Origin of the sequence: Spirulina major PCC 6313, from assembly GCF_001890765.1 — a bacterium.
Lineage (GTDB): Bacteria > Cyanobacteriota > Cyanobacteriia > Cyanobacteriales > Spirulinaceae > Spirulina > Spirulina major.
Genome location: NZ_KV878783.1, coordinates 2,382,466 through 2,400,330, shown reverse-complemented (window position 1 = coordinate 2,400,330; position 17,865 = coordinate 2,382,466). Strand labels below are relative to the sequence as shown.

Here is a 17,865-nt window from a genome sequence, read left to right as displayed (position 1 = left end):
TAAGCTGCGAAATTAATCTGGTGGGGGTTGAGCCTAGCGTACCCAAGTTTTTATCCTAAGCGTTCAATGGCTGCGATCGCTAGCACCCGGGCCGACTCCGTGGCCTCTGGCGACACCAGGTAATAATGTGATCCCAAACCCATCCCAAAGCCCAACAAACTCACACAAACAATTAACCCAAAGGACACCCATTCGCCATAGCCCAAGCGTTGCAATTCCAACCGCGCCAAGGCCCCCGCCGCAAACAAGACCAACAACCGGATAAAGATGGTGAACCATGTCCCTAAGATCACCACGGCAAAGGCCAAGATAATCACAGACACAAAGGCGCGGGAATCCGATTGAATCAACCCCGTCAACACATTGCGCACCATATTACTCGGAGCCGTGAACAGCAAGGCCATCAACACAATTAAGACCGCCGCCAATTCCCAAATTAAGAGGCGAGAGGTGGCTTCGGCTAAAATCCAGCCAAAGACGGCGTAGATGAGCCACAGGATGAACAGAGACAGGACGGGCAAACGCACGGCTGGGGGATTTGGGGTGAGTTAAACAGGTTCCTCAATGCTATCACTTGGCTCTGGAGTGACGGTTTGGGCTTGGAGGATGGCGACGCATTCAACATGGGGGGTTTGGGGGAAGAGGTCGGCGGGTTGGAGGTGGGTGATCCGGTAGCGATCGCCCTCGCAGAGGAGTTTTAAATCACGGGCGAGGGTGGCGGGTTTACAACTGACGTAGACGATCCGCTGCGGATTGAGGCGCAGGAGGCTGTTGATCACGCTGCGATCGCACCCCTTCCGAGGCGGATCAACCAGGGCCACATCCGGGGCCGTGTCGCAGGTTTTGATCCAGTTTTCCATCGTCTTGATATGGAAGACCGTGTTATGAATCCCGTTCAGTTTGGCGTTAATTTCCGCTTGGGCGATCGCACTGCCTTGGGACTCCACCCCAATCGCCAACTTCACCCGCTGCGCCAAGGGCAGCGTAAACGTCCCAATCCCACAATAGGCATCAAGGAACACCTCATCACCCTGTAAATTCAACTGCGTTTGAATCACCCCTAAAAGCTGTTCGGCCACTTCGGTATTGACCTGAAAAAACGTCTCCGGTCGCAGCCGAAATGTCAGCCCCGCAAAGGTTTCTTCTAAATAGGGCTGTCCCGCCATACAGAGGGTATCATCGCCAAAAATCACATTGCCCCGCTGCGGATTGTGGTTTAAACAGACCCCCACCAAGCCCGGATAACGGTCAAGCCAGATTTGCGCCTGTTCCTCAAGGCCCGGCATGGCGCGATCGCAACTCACCAACGTCAACAACTGCTGCCCCGTCCGTCGCCCCACCCGCAACGCCAAATGCCGCAACCGCCCCTGATGACGCTTCTCGTTATAAATACTCCAGCCCCGCTCAGCGATATCCTGCTTCACCTCCGCCAACAGCGGATCAAGGCGCTCATCCTGCACCGGACATTGATTCAGATTCACCACCTGATGGCTGCCCTTGCGGTAATAGCCCGCCTGTACCGTATTAGTCTGAGTCGAGCGATGGAGGGGATAGGTAGCCTTATTGCGATAATGCAGCGTCTCCCCCGTCAACAGGGGCGCAAGGGTCAACGACTCAAACCCCCCAATCCGCTGCAAGGCCTGCTCAACTAAATTCACCTTCGCCGTCCGTTGGGCAGCATCATCAATATGTTGCCACTGACAACCACCGCACTTATCCGCCACAATACAGCGCGGCCGAATCCGATCCGGCGATGCCGTCACAATCCCCTGGAGCTTTCCATGGGCATAGTGACGCTTCACCTGGACAAGGCGCACCTGAACACGATCGCCCGGCACAGTATCGGGGATAAAAATGGCGCGATCGTCCCATTTCGCCACCCCATCGCCGCGATCGCTAAGATCCACAACATCAACATCAATTAAAGTTCCCTGTTGCCACAGGTTAGCCGAATCAGACATGGTGAAAATCTATTTTTGTGTAAATGAATTCCGTTTCTTTTGTAAAGATTCCTAACAAACAGCCCCCTCCCTCGGTAGCCTTTCCCCCTCGATTCTCCCCAGCAATCCCGGATAGTCTACCTCAAAGACCCCCGGCAGTCTGACCCCCGCAAACGGTTCAATCCACCAGTCTACCGTGAGTCCATAGAGGGATAAGGCTGAAATTGAGTATAATCTTAGACGTTCCTCGACTCCCTAGGCGGTTTCGGGGGCACATCGCGATCGCCACTGCACAGTTGACCATTCAGGCATTGTCCCAGGGGCGAAGTGATGTTAAATAAGATTATCTTGCCCGCACCACTCAAACCCGAATTTCCTTGTTGTTCGGACAGGAAAATACGTCAACAGTGGTATTTGACCCTATCACATTTAATATGAGCGTAGTTAGCCAAGTTATTCTCAACGCTGATGATCAACTCCGCTACCCCAGCAGTGGCGAGCTTAAAAGCATCAGCTCCTTTTTAGAAACCGGAATGCAACGCATTCGCATCGCCGAAGGCCTTGCCGAAAATGAGAAAAAGATCGTCGAAAAAGCCAGCAAAGAACTCTGGAAAAGACGGCCTGACTTTATCGCCCCCGGCGGCAACGCCTTCGGCCAGCGTCAGCGTGCCCTCTGTCTCCGGGACTACGGTTGGTATCTCCGCCTCATCACCTATGGAGTCCTCTCCGGTGACAAAGGCCCCATCGAAAGCATCGGACTCATCGGTGTCAAAGAAATGTACAACGCCCTCGAAGTCCCCGTTGCTGGCATGGTTGAAGCTATTCGCTGCCTCAAAGATGCCTCTTTAGGGGTGTTGAGTACCGAAGATGCTCAAGCCACTGAACCCTACTTTGACTACATCATCCAAGCCATGAACTGATTATTCGCCCTTCCGTTCCGATCAAAAAGGCAAGCTCAACCGGGCTTGCCTTTTTGATCAATCGTCTATTGAGCGCCTAAATAGATCACATACTAAAAATTTTGTCAAGGGGTGAAATCCAGCAGTTCCACCAAAACCTTTGCTATACTGGTGCGTATTAGAAAGCGCGATTCCACCGATAGATTAAATAATTTGAGGTTCTGATGTGACATACGCTGATGCGATCGAGAGGAATAGCAACGCAATTCAACACTCTCAAACTTGATGTGCTCTTTCTAACCCAACCCAAATGTTTTCCTTAGCCTCCCAGTTGCATCCTGAAAATTTCAAAATCAAACCAGTGATGAGTGGATGAAATATCAGATTTTTTTGTATTTCTATCATGCCTAGCCCTGAGACGAACAAATAATCTCACACCGCTAACCCCCTAGGCACCATTGACCATCATTTTGTAATTCTAAGCTGGAGGTAACTTCGTGTGATTGCGATTTCCTTGCCCACTCGCAAGCAAGATTGGCAAACAATGAGCTTCGCTTCAACGCTCTATCTCTGCCCCATTCTTGACTTACTTTTAGTAAAAGTCCCGGTGAATGCTCAGCCAGAATTACGCCTCGGCTTACAAGAAGCCTTGGTGAATGCTGCCAAGCATGGGAACAAACTCGACCCTAGCAAGCAGGTTTCGGTGCAGTTTTCGATCTGTGATGATCTGTATTCATGGGTGATTACGGATCAGGGAGAGGGTTTTCGTCCGATCCAATCTTGCCCAACCCATCCCGAAGATTTACTGCCGGATGATTTTTCTGAAAATGGTCGTGGAATGTGTATTCTGTACCACATTTTTGACCAAGTTCATTGGAACCGGGAAGGCACTCAATTGCGGCTCTCGAAGCGGGTTAAACGGGATCACTCCCCCTGGTAATAGTCCCCAACGCCCTAGGGCAGGGTCAAGACTTAATTCGGATCGTCTTGCATGACCAACGCTCAATGTGACGGTGCGCTACGCTTCGCTAACAGCACCCTACCAACAGCCTAATTCTTAGCCTTGACGTTGTACTAGCCTAAACATAGGTGTGAAAGGTTGTACTAGCCTAAACATAGGTGTGAAAGAGCGACAGAATGCGATCAAAGATCGGATCGCCAGACCGGGTCGTGAGGATGGCTTGAATGAGTTGAAAGAATCGAGTGTCGGGGTGTTGATCGCTCTCGATGGTTTTGCTGGCGGGATAAAAGGAAACATCATCGGTGCGCAGTTCGTTGGTGGTTCCGGTTTGCCAACGATCGCCTTTTCGATACCAAGAGAGCGATCGCCCCCGCAGCGTGACTTGAAACCACTCAATTTCTGTGCCACGACGTTCCACAAACACATCAAAATAGGGTTCGCCACCCTGATACCAAACTCGCTCAATCCCCGCCCCCCCTTCACGGTTTAACAAGGTCTGATCGATTTTGCGAAGGGACTGACCTAATGCAGTAATTTCGGCCTGTTCCATTAATTAAAATACTCGTGTTGAACTTCCATCAATTCTAAACCGCTGCTTCCCCAGATCTGACCCCGCCGTGACAGATTGAAATCTGAAACGGAGCGCGACGGCTCCGCTTGCCCTGATCGTCTGAGAATGCGTCGGGTGCGATCGCTCTACCCTGTGCCCCTTTGCAGATTGATCGCGGCGTTGGGATGCGTCAAGCGTTACCACCATCGGAGTCTGGGAACTCAGGGGGGGCGAGCGATCGCGTTTGCTCCACCTCAATCAATTCCACATGGCCACTAAACACGAACCATTGCACCGTATCGGGATGGGTCGCAAAGGGGGCATGATCAAAGGTGAGTTGAAGATGGAACTGTTCCGCTAGGCAATAACGCGCCACATTCAATTCTTGACCCTGCTGCACCGATACTTTGGCATCGGCAGACAGCACACCCGGCTGTTGCACGGAACGTTTAAACACAGTATCGATGAGAACACGCAATTTAGCCGCCATAGTCGTGGATTCATTCTCCAAGATCGCGTAGGACTGCCCTTTGTTGTACACGATTTTGGGGGCGCATTCCTAACTCACCCCTGGCCGGTGATTTTTTCGTAGATGGCGAGGTATTGGCGGGCTTCTGCATCGGGCCAAAATCGGGTTTCCACCGTACGGCGGGCGTTGATCGCCAAGGTCTCCCCCTCTTGATCTAACACCCACTGAATGCCCCGCGCTAAATCCTCCGACTCAAAACAGGCCGCCCGGTAGCCATTGACCTGATGCTCGACAATATCCTTTAAACCCGTGGAATCAAAACTCACCACCGGCACACCACAGGCCAAGGGTTCTAACGCCCCCTTCGGACAGGCATCTTCGAGGGAAGGGGCGACCGCCACATCCGCCGCATTGTAAGCGAGGGCGAGGGAGAGATCATCGAAGCGTTTGCCGAGGTAGCGGGCCGGGAGGCCGATGTCGAGGCTGGGATCGAGTTGATCGGTACCGAGGATCAGCAGTTCCGTGTTGGGGAGGTCGCGCAACTGTTGGAGGGCGGGCTGGAGGTAGGCGAAGCCTTTGCGCTTGTCGCGGGTGGGGTTGAGGGCGCTGAAGAGGATGTAATGGCGATCGCAGTCTAGGTTCAGCAGTTCCCGCGCTTGGGCTTTGGGGCGGGGTTTAAAAATGGTGGTGTCCATCGCTTCGCCGATCACAGCCACGGGATAGCGTTGCAACAAACTGCTGCGTTTGACACAATCGGCCACCCATTGGCTCACCCCGACGATATGTAAATCCAGATTGGCCCAGGCTTTGGCCTTGCGCTGCCACAGTTTGCGGGATAGATCATGCTCTTGGGTTGAACCCAAGAGGGGACAGGCTCCACATTGGGCGGTGAAGCGATCGCACCCTTCGGAATAGTGACAGCCCCCGGTCATGGACCACATATCTTGCAGTGTCCACACCAATGGCTTCCCCAGCTTGGGCAGACTTTCCGGGGTGAGAAAGCCTTTGTTAATCCAATGGAGATTAATCACATCGGGGTTAACGGCGCGGATTTTCGCCAATTCTTGGGGCGGGAAAATGGCGGGGGAAAAGACGTAGGTTTTTTTCTGAGGATAGCGGCGCAGGGGGTAGCGATCGATCACGCCTCGGAGGCTGTTGGCGATCAGTTCCGTGGCTTTTTCTGTGGGGCCGATGACGCTGGGGTCGGTGCTGTCTTTTTTGAGCACCAACATTTGGGAATCTACGCCGATGCGCTGGAGGGCTTTGTGGAGTTGGTAGGTTCCCCGACACGCGCCACCGTCGAGGTCTGAATAGCTGAGGTGGAGAACTTTCATAGGGGTTTGAGGATAACGTCAATCAGATCGGGGGGAATGGCGAGGGTTTGGCAATGGTGGGTAATTTTGGCGCGGATCTTCGCCTTGGGGAGGAGACTATGGGTGAGACATTGCCCGATTTTTTTGAGGTAAAACCATTCGTAACGCCAGCGGGGAATTTGGGGATCGTACAGATGCATCCGATTCACAATATGCCACATATTATGGTGAAATTTGAGCGATCGCACCCCCTGGATAATTTGCCATTTTTGCCGCCATCCCGACGCGAGCGACCATTGCATCCACACGGGTAAATAGCGCACCACATCGGCGGGTTGATAGTCTACGGTGGCTTGCAATTGTGGCGCAATCCGGAGCGGAATCCCCTGATGTTTGGCGCGTTCGGTGTATTCATAGTCGCCGCCGTAGTGGGGAAAACGGCGGCTATCCGGGAGGCCGAGGGTTTGGGCGACGCGGTTGGGGATGATCACGATGTTGCCGTTAAGGGTGTCGGCGGGATTGAGGCGATCGCGGCATTGGGTGGGGTGGCGGATCGGTGTCCCCTGCACTAAGCCGCTAAAGGCGTACCAGTCGGGATGGTTGCGATCGCTCACCACGCCCCCCACGATCGCCCCTTGGTGTTCCGCCATCTGGGCTACGGTTTGCAATTGGGTCATGAAGTCCGCCGCCAGGGTCATATCGTCATTGAGCCAGAGGATCGCCGCCTGGGGATAACGCCCCAAAGCGTAGTCCATGCCAAGAGCGATCGCCCCCGTCCACCACAAATTGCCATCCCCTTGCAATAACGTCACTCTCGGCAATTGGGCGCGAATCTGCTCCGCTGTACCGTCCGTCGATCCATCATCGACGACGATCACCGGATGGGATGCGATCGCACCTTGATCCTCCAATTGCTGCAAAATGGCGCAGGTTTGGGCCCAACGATTGCGCACCGGGAGAATAATCGCCACGCTTATCGGTTCTTCCATCGTTGCCACCAGAGATAAAACGGACTGATCACACTCGATCGCAAAAATTCCATCTGACAGGCCAGCACCGTATCCGTGGCGAAGCGATCGCGATGTTGCCAAAAGAATTTCCCCGCCTTGCGCAGATCATTCAACCACCCCAAGGGAAACAGCAACGGACGCTGCCAGGGTTTGAGGCGCAACATCCGGATATGATGCCGCGCCAACCCGGTACTCCGGACAATAAACAGCAACCCCTCGCGGCTCAGTCGTCGCGCCGGAATTTGGTGAAACAGTTCCATGGCCGGGTTGTACCAGATTTCCCAACCCGCGTTTTGAATATGCATAATCGCTTCGAGGTCTTCGCTGTTGAGCATTGAGGTGGGCGATCGCCCACTCAACACCGGCCGCGTCGGCACATGCTCCCGCCACACCGCCCGCCGCACCACCAACCCCGCCGACGGTGGCAACATCTTCAATTGCGGCTCATACCGTTGCGGCTCCGTCCCCCGCTCCGTAATCGCCAAAAAACTCGCAATTCGTTCAAAATTTGGCGGCGGCTCCACCTCATAATCCCCGTGAATCTGACTCCCGATCGCCCCTGCCCTCGGATATTTCTTCGCAAATAAACAAGCCGCCTGCACCCAGTTCACCGCCGGAATCGTATCATCATCCAAAAACCCAATCAGCAGACCCCGCGCCTCCTGCACCGCCCGCAACCGTGCAAAGGCCGCCCCCTGTTGCGGCTCGTTGCAATAGCGCAAGGGCACATCGGGCAACCAGTCGCCCTGCATCCTATGCACCACGAGATCCAGCCCATCGGTGCTGTTATTGTCCACCACCAACACTTCCCAGGACATCAGCCCTGTGCCCGTCTGTTGCTTCAGTTTCTCTAGGACGATCGGTAAACGGGTCGCACCGTTGTAAGTCGGAATCGCAACGGTCAGATCAACAGCCATGAGCCACAGCACAATGAGGACAATTCAATCTTAGCCCCGTTCGATCACGGCGACCAAGGGGCGAGGAGGTGGAAGCCGTTGGCGGTGGCGAGTTCGGTGGCGGGGCCGATCGCATCCCGCGTCGCTGTATCGACGAGGAGGAAATGGGTGGCGTGGTGGGCTTGGAGGGTGGGGAGATCGGCGGGGATCAGGGGGCGATCGCTGTAAAAGTCCAAACTGGGGCGGCCGTCGGGATGGCTCATATAAATGACGGCATCAGGGGGGGTTTCGGCTTGGATGATTGCACCGATGGCTTGCACGGGGAATTGTTCATTCACTTCCCACACCCAAGATTGGGAACAGAAGAGGCTGGCCAGGCTGCAATAGAGTCCGATGGCGAGGGTGCAAAAGAGGCGATCGCCCCCCAATTGTTTCAACAATACCCGCGCCCCGCTCCCAAAGGTCAGCGTTGCACAAACCGCCGTGATCAGCAGCGGCAGTTGTGGATCGGCAACGGCGAGATAAATGCCGCCGGCGATCGCCACCATGGTTAAAAACGCGAAAAAATAGCCATAGCCGCGCTTGGGCCGCTGCACCGTTGCAAAATAGCCCCCCAAAATCACCGCCAAAAAGGGATAACAGGGGAAAAGATACCAGGGCAATTTTGTCCCCATCCCACTGACGACGGCTAAGAATAGGCTAAATCCCAAGAGGGCCAAGAGTCCCCAGGTTTTCCACTGTTGCCCCGCTTGTTTGACCCCGATGGGAAAAAACACCAACCAGGGCCACCCGTATTTAACAATTTCTAGCAGGTAATACCACAGGGGCCCGTCGTTGCCTTCCACGGCATCCCCCAGACGATCGAAGCCCTGGGCCCCGAAATGCACCGTTAAAAAGTTTGCGCCGTAGGTGTGATATTGCGCGATGTACCAGGCTGTGGTGAGGGCGAGACCGAGGAACAAACCCAGCCAAGCGTAGGAATTGCGAAACAGTTCCCAACGCTGGGACAGAAGAATATATAGCCCTGCGATACCCCAAATCGCCAGGACGAGAATGCCTTTCGTGAGGGCGATCGCTCCCAAACACAGACCCATTCCCATGGCCCAAACGGGTCGTTTTTTCGCCTTGAACAGACAGAGAAACAGCAGAATCATCGCCGTATTGACGATCCCATCGAGCATCGCGAGGCGGCCATGGCGCACCACGGGCAAAAGGGTGAGATAAATTACGGCGGGATAGATGGCGTGGCGTTGGTCTCGGAATAATTCCCGACCGAGGCAGTAGAGGAGCGGTACACCCAGGGCAGAGGCGATCGCTAAGGGAGCCCGCAGGGAAAATTCCAACCAGGGCGATCCCAATTCCCCGCCCCAACTCATGATCTGATAGCCCAACGCCATCAACCAAATCGCTAGGGGTGGTTTCAACCAAAACGGCTCCCCAAAGATGGACAGATGCAGCCAATCGCGCGATCGCACCATTTCCCGCGCCAAGAGGCCATAGGTTCCTTCGTCCCAGTCTCGCAGCGGCATCCCTCCCAAGCCGATCAACCACAGCCCCAACGCCGCGATCGCTAAACCCCAAAACCAGCGGTGATCGCGCTGTGGTTCGGGGCTATGGGGAGAGGGGGCGGGAGCATGAGCCATGGTTGAGGGATGGATGAGGAGCGATCGCAACGAGCAGAGCAAATTTTTGACCCTTCACGATAGATCGGTGTTTCTTCTGTTGTCCAGTATTGGGGAAGATTGAGACGATACCAATGATCTGTCTTCTCCTGCGGTTTCATTGCAGCGTTGTGCAAACAGTACCGGGGTTAATTCCGGCAAAGAGAACACATTAACGTTAATTTGGCGCATTGCAATGATGGGAAGGGCTTGGCGAACAGCGTTGCTCATGGGTGGGTTGGTGGAGATGGGGTGGGGAGGAACAGCGATCGCCCAAACGATTACTCCTGCCACCGATGGCACCGGTACGATTGTCACATCAAACGGCGATCGCATTTCGATCACGGGGGGCAGCCTCAGCGCCGACCACCTCAATCTTTTTCATAGTTTCGACCGCTTCGGCCTCAACGCCCAACAAACTGCTACTTTTCTCAGCAATCCCCAGGTGCTCAATATCCTCGGCCGAGTCGTCGGGGGTGATCCCTCTGTGATCAATGGTGTGCTTGAGGTGATGGGGAGTAATGCCAACCTTTATTTAATCAATCCGGCGGGGATTGTGTTCGGGTCGCAGGCGCGGCTGAATGTGGGCGGGGATTTTTTCGCGACGACGGCGGACGGGATTGGTTTGAGTGATGGTGGCTGGTTTGATGCGGTGGGGGCGATGGATTATGGGGCGTTAACAGGAACACCGTTTCAGTTTCGGTTTACCCAGGCGGAACCGGGGGCGGTGGTGAATAGTGGCGATCTGAATGTTAACCCAGGGCAGCGGTTGGGGTTGATTGGGGGGACGGTGATCAATACGGGCAACCTGACAGCGGCAACGGGGGAGGTGATCGTGACGGCGGTTCCGGGGGAGAATATGATCCGCCTCTCGCAACCGGGGCAACTCCTCAGCCTGGAGATTCCCGCCGAGGCTCTCACCGCGACAACGATCGCGCCCCTCGCTTTGCCCAGTCTCTTAACCGGGGGGGATGTCACCATGGCCAACACCGGGACGCTGACACTCCAAAGCACCGCGAAGGAAATCCCGATCGCGCCTGGTTTGGCGGTTCACAATGGCACGATCGATGTGGCGGGGGAACAGGGGGGAACGGTGGTGATTGGGGGAGATGCGATCGCCCTCAGTGGTGCAACGATCAACGCCAGCGGCACCAACGGCGGCGGCACAGTCTTGATCGGCGGCGAACAACAAGGCGGCGGCGCGATGCCACGGGCGCAGTTGACCGTGATGGACGAAACCAGCGAGATTCGCGCCGATGCGATCACTCAGGGGGACGGCGGCCGAGTCATCCTCTGGGCAGATCAAGCCACAACATTTGCGGGGGACATTTCTGCACGGGGAGGAGCCGACGGGGGCAATGGCGGCTTTGTGGAAGTCTCCGGCGGGGAAACCTTAGCCTTTCAGGGCCAGGTGGATACTGCGGCTCCCTTCGGAACAATGGGATCGGTACTCCTTGATCCGACCAACATCACCATTCGAGCGGGGACGGGAAGCTCTGGTTTTTTGGGATCGCTGCTGTTTGCCGACCCTGGCCCAACGGTGATTTTTGAGTCGGAACTCGAAGGTATTACCGGGGCGATTACATTACAGGCCACCCAAGATATTATTTTTGAAAATTCGACCGGGGATCTCTTCGACCTCCGGGCCGCCACTGGAGGAATTACCTTCACTGCCGGTCGCAATATCACGATGGAGGACACCAATGATCAGATTCGCACCAATGGTCAAGCGGTGACGATCGCAGCCGGGGGAACGGTTAATCTCGGCTCAATCACGACGACGGCAAATCTGGGCAATAGTGCGGGGGATATCAACATATCGGCGGGGGGAACGCTCACTGTTAACCAATTAGACACCTCTGTGAGTGCTCTTCTCGGCACTCTCAACGGCGGTGATGTGCAATTGAGCACGACCCAAGTGGGCGGAAATATTCAATTCCAAACCATTGATACGTCGGCTTTTTCCTTGCTCATGTTGGCGACTTTGGCGCAGGGGGGTAATACCACAATTAATGCCCAAGGAACTGTCCAAGGCAATAGTATCGACACCTCAGCGGCAGGGATTGGGCTGGGCACTTGGATCGCAGGGGCGATCAATATTAGCCACGATGGGGGGGCGAATAATGTCGCGTTTACGGTGGGCGATAGTAGTGTGAATGGCATCGATACGCTGCAAACATCGAGTGCGATCGCCCCCGGCACCTTTCCTGTGTTAGACATCGGTGGCACAGTGAACCCTGGTGCGGACACCCTGCTTACGTCGATCAATACTCCGCCCACGGTCACCCCTCTCCATCGCACCATCACGGCCGGGGAGTCGATTACCTTGACCTATGGGGACTTACTCGCTCAGGTGGACGATGTGAATCGCGACACGATCGCAACCCTCACCCTCAGTAATTTCATCCTCACCGGAACCCTCACCCTCAACGGGATCGAAGTCAGCGATCGCACCACTCCCCTCACCCTCAATCCTGGGGATGTGATCGTCTACACCGCCGCCGTCAGCAGTGCTCCCGGCACCGTTACCCTCTTCGATCTCACCGCCAATGATGGGGTGAGCTTCGCCACCGCCGCCGTCACCCTCACCCTGCTCACCCCACCCCTCATCACCGCCGATCCCGAACCCCCACCCTCTTCAACCGCTCCGGAACCCTCACCCTCTTCAACCGTGACAGCCACAGGCGGTCTGAACTGTCCCCCTATTTGCGCTGAACCACCCACCCCCCTCACCGCCCGGCCATCGTTACCGTCTAACCCAGTCACCGCCCTAGAAACTCAATTCACGGATCTCGTCTTATCCCATCTGGGCTTCGAGAGTCAAAATACACTCACGCTGCAAGAGGTTCAGGAGTTGCTCCGCTCCGTAGAGTTGGCAACGGGGGTGAAGCCCTCGGTGCTTTATATCCGCTTCATTCCCCAGATCTCCCCTCAGTCTCCCTCTATCCCCTCGTCACTGCGCTCTGAAGGAGAAACTGCGATGAGTGGCGATCGCAACGCCACCGATCGCACCATTACCGATCGCAACGCCACCGATCGCAACGCCACCGATCGCACCATTACCGATCGCAACGCCACCGATCGCACCATTACCGATCGCACCGCCACCGATCACGACACCTTGGAATTGCTGTTGATTACAGGAAATGAAGCCCCGATTCGGGTACCCCTGCCCCAGGTGACCCGCGCCATAGTTGAGCCGACAGTAGCCCAGATGCAGCGCACGGTTCAAAATCAACGTTCCCATGCGTACCAAATTCCAGCCCAACAGCTTTATCAGTGGTTTATTCAACCGATCGCGGCCGCGTTGCGAGTTCGCCAAGTAGACCATTTGGCGTTTGTGGTGGATGAGGGTTTGCGGGGGGTTCCCTTAGCGGCTCTGTCTGACGGCGCAGAATTTTTAATCGAGCAGTATAGTGTGAGCCTGATGCCGAGTGTGTCTTTAAGTAATTTTACTTATACCGATTTAACCGATCGCTCGGTTTTGGCCATGGGGATGGATACCTTTAGTGATCAAGCCCCCCTCCCGGCTGTGTCCACTGAATTAGAGGCGATCGCTCAACAACTTTGGTCGGGAAAAATTCTCCTCAATCCTTCCTTCACCAAGGCGAATATCCTCCAGCAGCGCGATCGCACCCCCTACAGCATCATCCACATTGCCACCCACGGCGAATTCCGACCGGGACAGTTCAGCAACTCCTACCTATCGCTCTGGAATGATCAACGCCTTGCTTTAGATCAATTGCGGAGCCTGGGGTTCAACAAGCCCATGGTGGAACTATTGGTGTTGAGTGCCTGTCGTACGGCATTGGGCGATCGCGACGCAGAATTGGGGTTTACGGGCTTAGCTGTGGCGGCGGGGGTGAAGACGGCCATGGGGAGTTTATGGTACGTCAGTGATGTGGGTACATTAGGGCTGACCACGGCATTTTATGAGGCCCTGCGCACTGCTCCGATTCGGGCCCAAGCCCTACAACAGGCCCAGATAGATTTGCTATCGGGTCGGGTAGTGGTGGATGGCACCACGTTGCGATCGCGCCACCACGCCTTTCCCCTCCCCCTGGCTTTGATGGCCAATCGTGATTTACGCCATCCCTACTATTGGAGTAGCTTCACGATGGTAGGAAGCCCCTGGTAGAGCAGCCGATGAATTGACCCCACCCCCCATGAAGTCCCGAAGAGGAACAGGTTATCGTGGAGCAAAATAGCATGACTCCACCTCAATCCTGCGATGAAATTGCGACTCTCTGTTGCTGCGTTAACCTGTAGCCTGTGTTCTGCCCCGTTCGCCTTGGCCCAAACCATCACCCCTGCCGCTGATGGAACTGGCACAATGGTCACCTCAAGCGGCGATCGCATCTCGATCACGGGGGGCAGCCTTAGCGCCGATCACCTTAACCTGTTTCATAGCTTTGAGTCCTTCGGCCTCACTGCTGCTCAAACTGCGACATTTCTCAGCAATCCCCAGGTGATCAATATTTTGGGGCGCGTGGTGGGGGGAGATGGGTCGTTAATTAATGGGCTGCTGGAGGTGGTAGGCAGTGATGCGAATTTATATCTGATCAATCCGGCGGGGATTGTGTTTGGGTCACAGGCGCGGCTGAATGTGGGCGGGGATTTTTTCGCGACGACGGCGGATGGGATTGGTTTGAGCGATGGTGGCTGGTTTGATGCGGTGGGGGCGATGGACTATGGGGCTTTAACAGGGATGCCGTTTCAGTTTCGGTTTACGCAGGGGGAACCGGGGGCGGTGATGAATCATGGTGATCTGAGCGTCAACACGGGGCAGCGGTTGGGGTTGATTGGCGGGACGGTGATTAATACGGGAACGCTCACGGCGGCATCCGGGGAGGTGTTGATCACGGCGGTTCCGGGGGAGAATATTCTCCGCCTCTCGCAACCGGGGCAACTCCTCAGCCTTGAGATTCCCGCCGAGGATCTGACCGCGACGACGATCGCGCCCCTCGATTTGCCCAGCCTCTTAACCGGGGGCGATGTCACCATAACCAGCACCGGGACGCTGAAGCTGCAAAGCACCGCGAAGGAAATCCCGATCGCGCCCGGTTTAGCAGTTCACAATGGCACGATCGATGTGGCGGGGGAACAGGGGGGAACGGTGGTGATTGGGGGAGATGCGATCGCCCTCAGTGGTGCAACGATCAACGCCAGCGGCACCAACGGCGGCGGCACAGTCTTGATCGGCGGCGAACAACAAGGCAGCGGCGCGATGCCACGGGCGCAGTTGACCGTGATGGACGAAACCAGCGAGATTCGCGCCGATGCGATCGACCAGGGAAACGGTGGCCGGGTGATTCTCTGGGCGGATCAAACCACGCAGTTTTACGGCGATATTTCAGCGCGGGGGGGCGAGAACGGCGGCGATGGTGGTTTTGTGGAAGTGTCCGGGGCGGAAAATCTCGCCTTTCGGGGCAGGGTAGATACGGCTGCGCCCCAAGGGGAGATGGGGTCGGTGTTGCTTGACCCGACGAATATCACGATTCGGGCGGGGGCGGGAGTTTCAGGGTTTAGCGGTTCGCTGTTGTTTGCCGATCCGGGGCCAACAGACATTTTTGAAAGTGAACTTGAAAGTATTGCCGGATCGATTACGCTCCAAGCTACAAACGACATTATTTTTGAAGATGCCGCTGATAATCTTTTTAACCTCGCGTTGGCATCAGGGCCGATCACCTTCACGGCGGGCCGCAACATCACAATGAACGATACCAATGACACGATCCAGGCAGACCAAAGCGTGACCCTGACGGCGGGAGGTAATTTAGCTCTAGGATCGGTGAACACATCAGCGGCGACGGGCTCGACGAAAGCGATTACGTTGACGGCGGGGGGCTCGGTAACGGCGGAGGATTTGAATACCAGTGTGACAACCAATGGGAGCACGGCGGGGGCTGTGACGGTTACCGCAGGCGGCCCGATTAGCCTTGAGGATATTGACACCTCTTCCAATTCTGCTAGCCCCACTGCTGCCGTGGCGGGAAATGTCACCCTCACCACCAGTGCCCTATCGGGAAATATCGAATTTGAGCAGATCACCACCACCGCCAGCAATGCTGCCCCCTACACGTCCTTCGGGGGAGATGTGACGATCGCAGCACGGGGCACGGTTCAGGGAACCTCGATTGAGACGGTTGGCGTAACCACATCGGGGTCGGTGTCGATTACCCATGATGGCGGGCCGAACAATGTGAATTTTGAGATTGGTGATGATACTGTCAATGGGGTGCAGGCGATTAGCACGACGGCTGGGGTGGCGGCTCAAATCGTGCCGATGACGGCCAATGGGTCAACGGTAACGGTGGGGCCGCAAACGACGATCACGTCGGTGAATAGTCCGCCTGCGGTGCAGGGATTCAGCGTCACAACCGCAGCGGGCCAGCCGACGCAATTCACCTTTGCTGAATTGGCAGGGCAGATTAGCGACTCCGACGGCGATACGATCGCAACCCTCACCCTCTCGAACTTGATCGCGTCGGGAACCTTCACCCTCAACGGGGTCACGATTAGCGATCGCACCACCCCGATCACCCTCAATCCCGGCGACGTGATCACCTTCACCCCCGACAGCACCTTCACGGGAACGGTGACCCTCTTTGACCTCAACGGGAGCGATCGCATTAGTACGGGCACCGCCAGCATCACCACCACCGCCAGCATCACCACTGGTGCGGGTGAGCTTTTTAACACCTGCCCCCCCTTCTGCGATTCAGGGCTTGATCCCCTCGGTGGGCTTGAGCCGCTCACCGCGTCCCAGTTCACCAGCCTCGAAGCACAGTTTACCAATACGTTTGCCGCCCATCTCGGCCTCCCTAGCCCAGAGGTGGTCAGTGTGGATCAAGCCCGCGAATTGCTCCGCTCCGTGGAACGACGCACCGGGGTTAAGCCCGCGTTGCTCTACATTAGCTTCACCCCTGGTCTGATGGGAACGGGAGACCGCGATCGCACCAAAGCCCACGGGAAAGATCCGGCCCACCCTGCCGCGACTCCCTTCGCCCAAGGGGTCACATCAACCCAGTTCACAGAGGAGAATGCCACCCTGGATTTACTGTTGATCACCGGAGATGAGGAAGAGAAGCCGATTCGTGTGCCGATGCGGGGGGTGACTCAGGAAAACGTGACACAATTGGCGCGACAGATGCAGCGCGGGGTGCAGAGTGTCACCTCGAATGCTTATCAGCGATCGGCGCGGCAGTTGTATGACTGGTTGATCGCGCCGATCGAGGCGGCGTTACAGGCGCGGGGGGTGGAACATTTAGCGATTCTGCCGGATCAGGGGTTGCGATCGCTACCTTTCGCCGCGTTGATGCAGGATCAGCAATTCCTGATCGAACGCTACAGCCTCAGTATGATGCCGAGCCTGTCTTTGAGTTTGTTTGAATACAGCGATGTGGCGAATCTGAGTGTTTTGGCCATGGGAGCCGATACCTTTACCGACCAAGCCCCCCTCCCCGCTGTGCCCAGTGAATTGGATATCATCGCCAACCAACTCTGGCCGGGCACGATTTTGCTCAATCCAGACTTTACCCCAGCCAATGCGATCAACCAGCGCGATCGCACCCCCTACGGCATCATCCACATGGCCACCCACGGCGAATTTCAACCCGGCGCGATCGGTAACTCCTACCTCCAATTTTGGGGCGATCAACAATTGTCCCTCGATCAAATTCGGACGCTCAATTTTCATCAACCGATGGTAGATCTGTTGGTGCTCAGTGCTTGCCGGACGGTCTTAGGGGATGCAGAGGCAGAATTGGGGTTTGCGGGTTTGGCCGTGGCTGCTGGGGTGAAAACCTCTCTCGGTAGTCTCTGGTATGTCAGCGATGAGGGTACGCTCGGCCTGATGAGCAGTTTTTATCAGTCCCTCAAAACCGCCCCGATCCGCGCCCAAGCCCTCCAACAGGCCCAACTGGCGATGCTGCGGGGCGAGGTGGTGCTGGAGGGGGGAGAATTGCGATCGCCCACCGCCACCTTCTCCCTCCCCGGCGACCTCACCACCTCCCGCCAATTTCGACACCCCTACTACTGGAGCAGTTTCGTAATGGTGGGCAGCCCTTGGTAACCCTACCGCACCCGAAAGGGGGATGAATTTGCTGAACCCCGCACCGCCCAGACCTGAAGTTCTGGGCTCATAGCGAAAGTGGGCGATCGCCC

At 56.0% G+C, this 17,865-nt stretch carries 12 protein-coding genes; 4 read left to right on the top strand and 8 right to left on the bottom strand.

Annotation, left to right across the window (positions count from 1 at the left end; all coding sequences use genetic code 11):
* Positions 1-50 precede the first annotated feature (50 nt).
* Positions 51-527: a hypothetical protein gene (locus SPI6313_RS10490; protein ID WP_072620954.1), complete on the bottom strand. Its 477-nt coding sequence runs from the start codon at positions 525-527 to the stop codon at positions 51-53.
* Between the two features lie 21 nt (positions 528-548).
* Complete coding sequence (rlmD, locus tag SPI6313_RS10485; RefSeq protein WP_072620953.1) at positions 549-1,961, bottom strand: 23S rRNA (uracil(1939)-C(5))-methyltransferase RlmD; 1,413 nt, start codon at positions 1,959-1,961, stop codon at positions 549-551.
* Between the two features lie 413 nt (positions 1,962-2,374).
* Here rlmD and SPI6313_RS10480 point away from each other — a divergent pair, with 413 nt between their 5' ends.
* Together SPI6313_RS10480 and SPI6313_RS10475 are read left to right on the top strand one after the other, a co-directional pair.
* Positions 2,375-2,860: an allophycocyanin subunit alpha-B gene (locus SPI6313_RS10480; RefSeq protein ID WP_072620952.1), complete on the top strand. Its 486-nt coding sequence runs from the start codon at positions 2,375-2,377 to the stop codon at positions 2,858-2,860.
* Positions 2,861-3,338: 478 nt separating this feature from the next.
* On the top strand, positions 3,339-3,779 hold the full coding sequence (locus tag SPI6313_RS10475) for an ATP-binding protein (RefSeq protein ID WP_072620951.1): 441 nt from the start codon (positions 3,339-3,341) through the stop codon (positions 3,777-3,779).
* A gap of 169 nt (positions 3,780-3,948) precedes the next feature.
* Here the strand turns inward: SPI6313_RS10475 and SPI6313_RS10470 are convergent, their stop codons facing one another.
* From SPI6313_RS10470 to SPI6313_RS10445, 6 genes are all read right to left on the bottom strand, one after another.
* Entirely contained in the window at positions 3,949-4,350 is a 402-nt protein-coding gene (locus SPI6313_RS10470; RefSeq protein ID WP_072620950.1) for a hypothetical protein, read from the bottom strand.
* Positions 4,351-4,540: 190 nt separating this feature from the next.
* Positions 4,541-4,840: a hypothetical protein gene (locus tag SPI6313_RS10465; protein ID WP_072620949.1), complete on the bottom strand. Its 300-nt coding sequence runs from the start codon at positions 4,838-4,840 to the stop codon at positions 4,541-4,543.
* Between the two features lie 74 nt (positions 4,841-4,914).
* Complete coding sequence (locus tag SPI6313_RS10460; RefSeq protein ID WP_072620948.1) at positions 4,915-6,153, bottom strand: glycosyltransferase family 4 protein; 1,239 nt, start codon at positions 6,151-6,153, stop codon at positions 4,915-4,917.
* Positions 6,150-7,121 carry a glycosyltransferase family 2 protein gene (locus SPI6313_RS10455; protein ID WP_072620947.1) on the bottom strand — a complete coding sequence of 324 codons (972 nt, stop codon included), beginning with the start codon at positions 7,119-7,121 and terminating at the stop codon, positions 6,150-6,152. The genes SPI6313_RS10460 and SPI6313_RS10455 overlap by 4 nt, the downstream gene beginning before the upstream one ends.
* A complete protein-coding gene (hpsE, locus tag SPI6313_RS10450; protein ID WP_072620946.1) occupies positions 7,106-8,059 on the bottom strand; it encodes a hormogonium polysaccharide biosynthesis glycosyltransferase HpsE in 954 nt (317 codons plus the stop codon). The genes SPI6313_RS10455 and hpsE overlap by 16 nt, the downstream gene beginning before the upstream one ends.
* Before the next feature lie 44 nt (positions 8,060-8,103).
* A complete protein-coding gene (locus tag SPI6313_RS10445) occupies positions 8,104-9,681 on the bottom strand; it encodes an ArnT family glycosyltransferase (RefSeq protein WP_072620945.1) in 1,578 nt (525 codons plus the stop codon).
* A 214-nt stretch (positions 9,682-9,895) separates the two neighbouring features.
* Between SPI6313_RS10445 and SPI6313_RS22335 the strand changes: the two genes are divergently transcribed.
* Positions 9,896-13,837, top strand: a complete 3,942-nt coding sequence (locus SPI6313_RS22335; protein ID WP_084668979.1) for a CHAT domain-containing protein — start codon at positions 9,896-9,898, stop codon at positions 13,835-13,837.
* Between the two features lie 93 nt (positions 13,838-13,930).
* Positions 13,931-17,773 (top strand): CHAT domain-containing protein, encoded by a 3,843-nt coding sequence (locus tag SPI6313_RS10425; protein ID WP_072620944.1) that lies wholly within the window; start codon positions 13,931-13,933, stop codon positions 17,771-17,773.
* Positions 17,774-17,865: the final 92 nt, after the last annotated feature.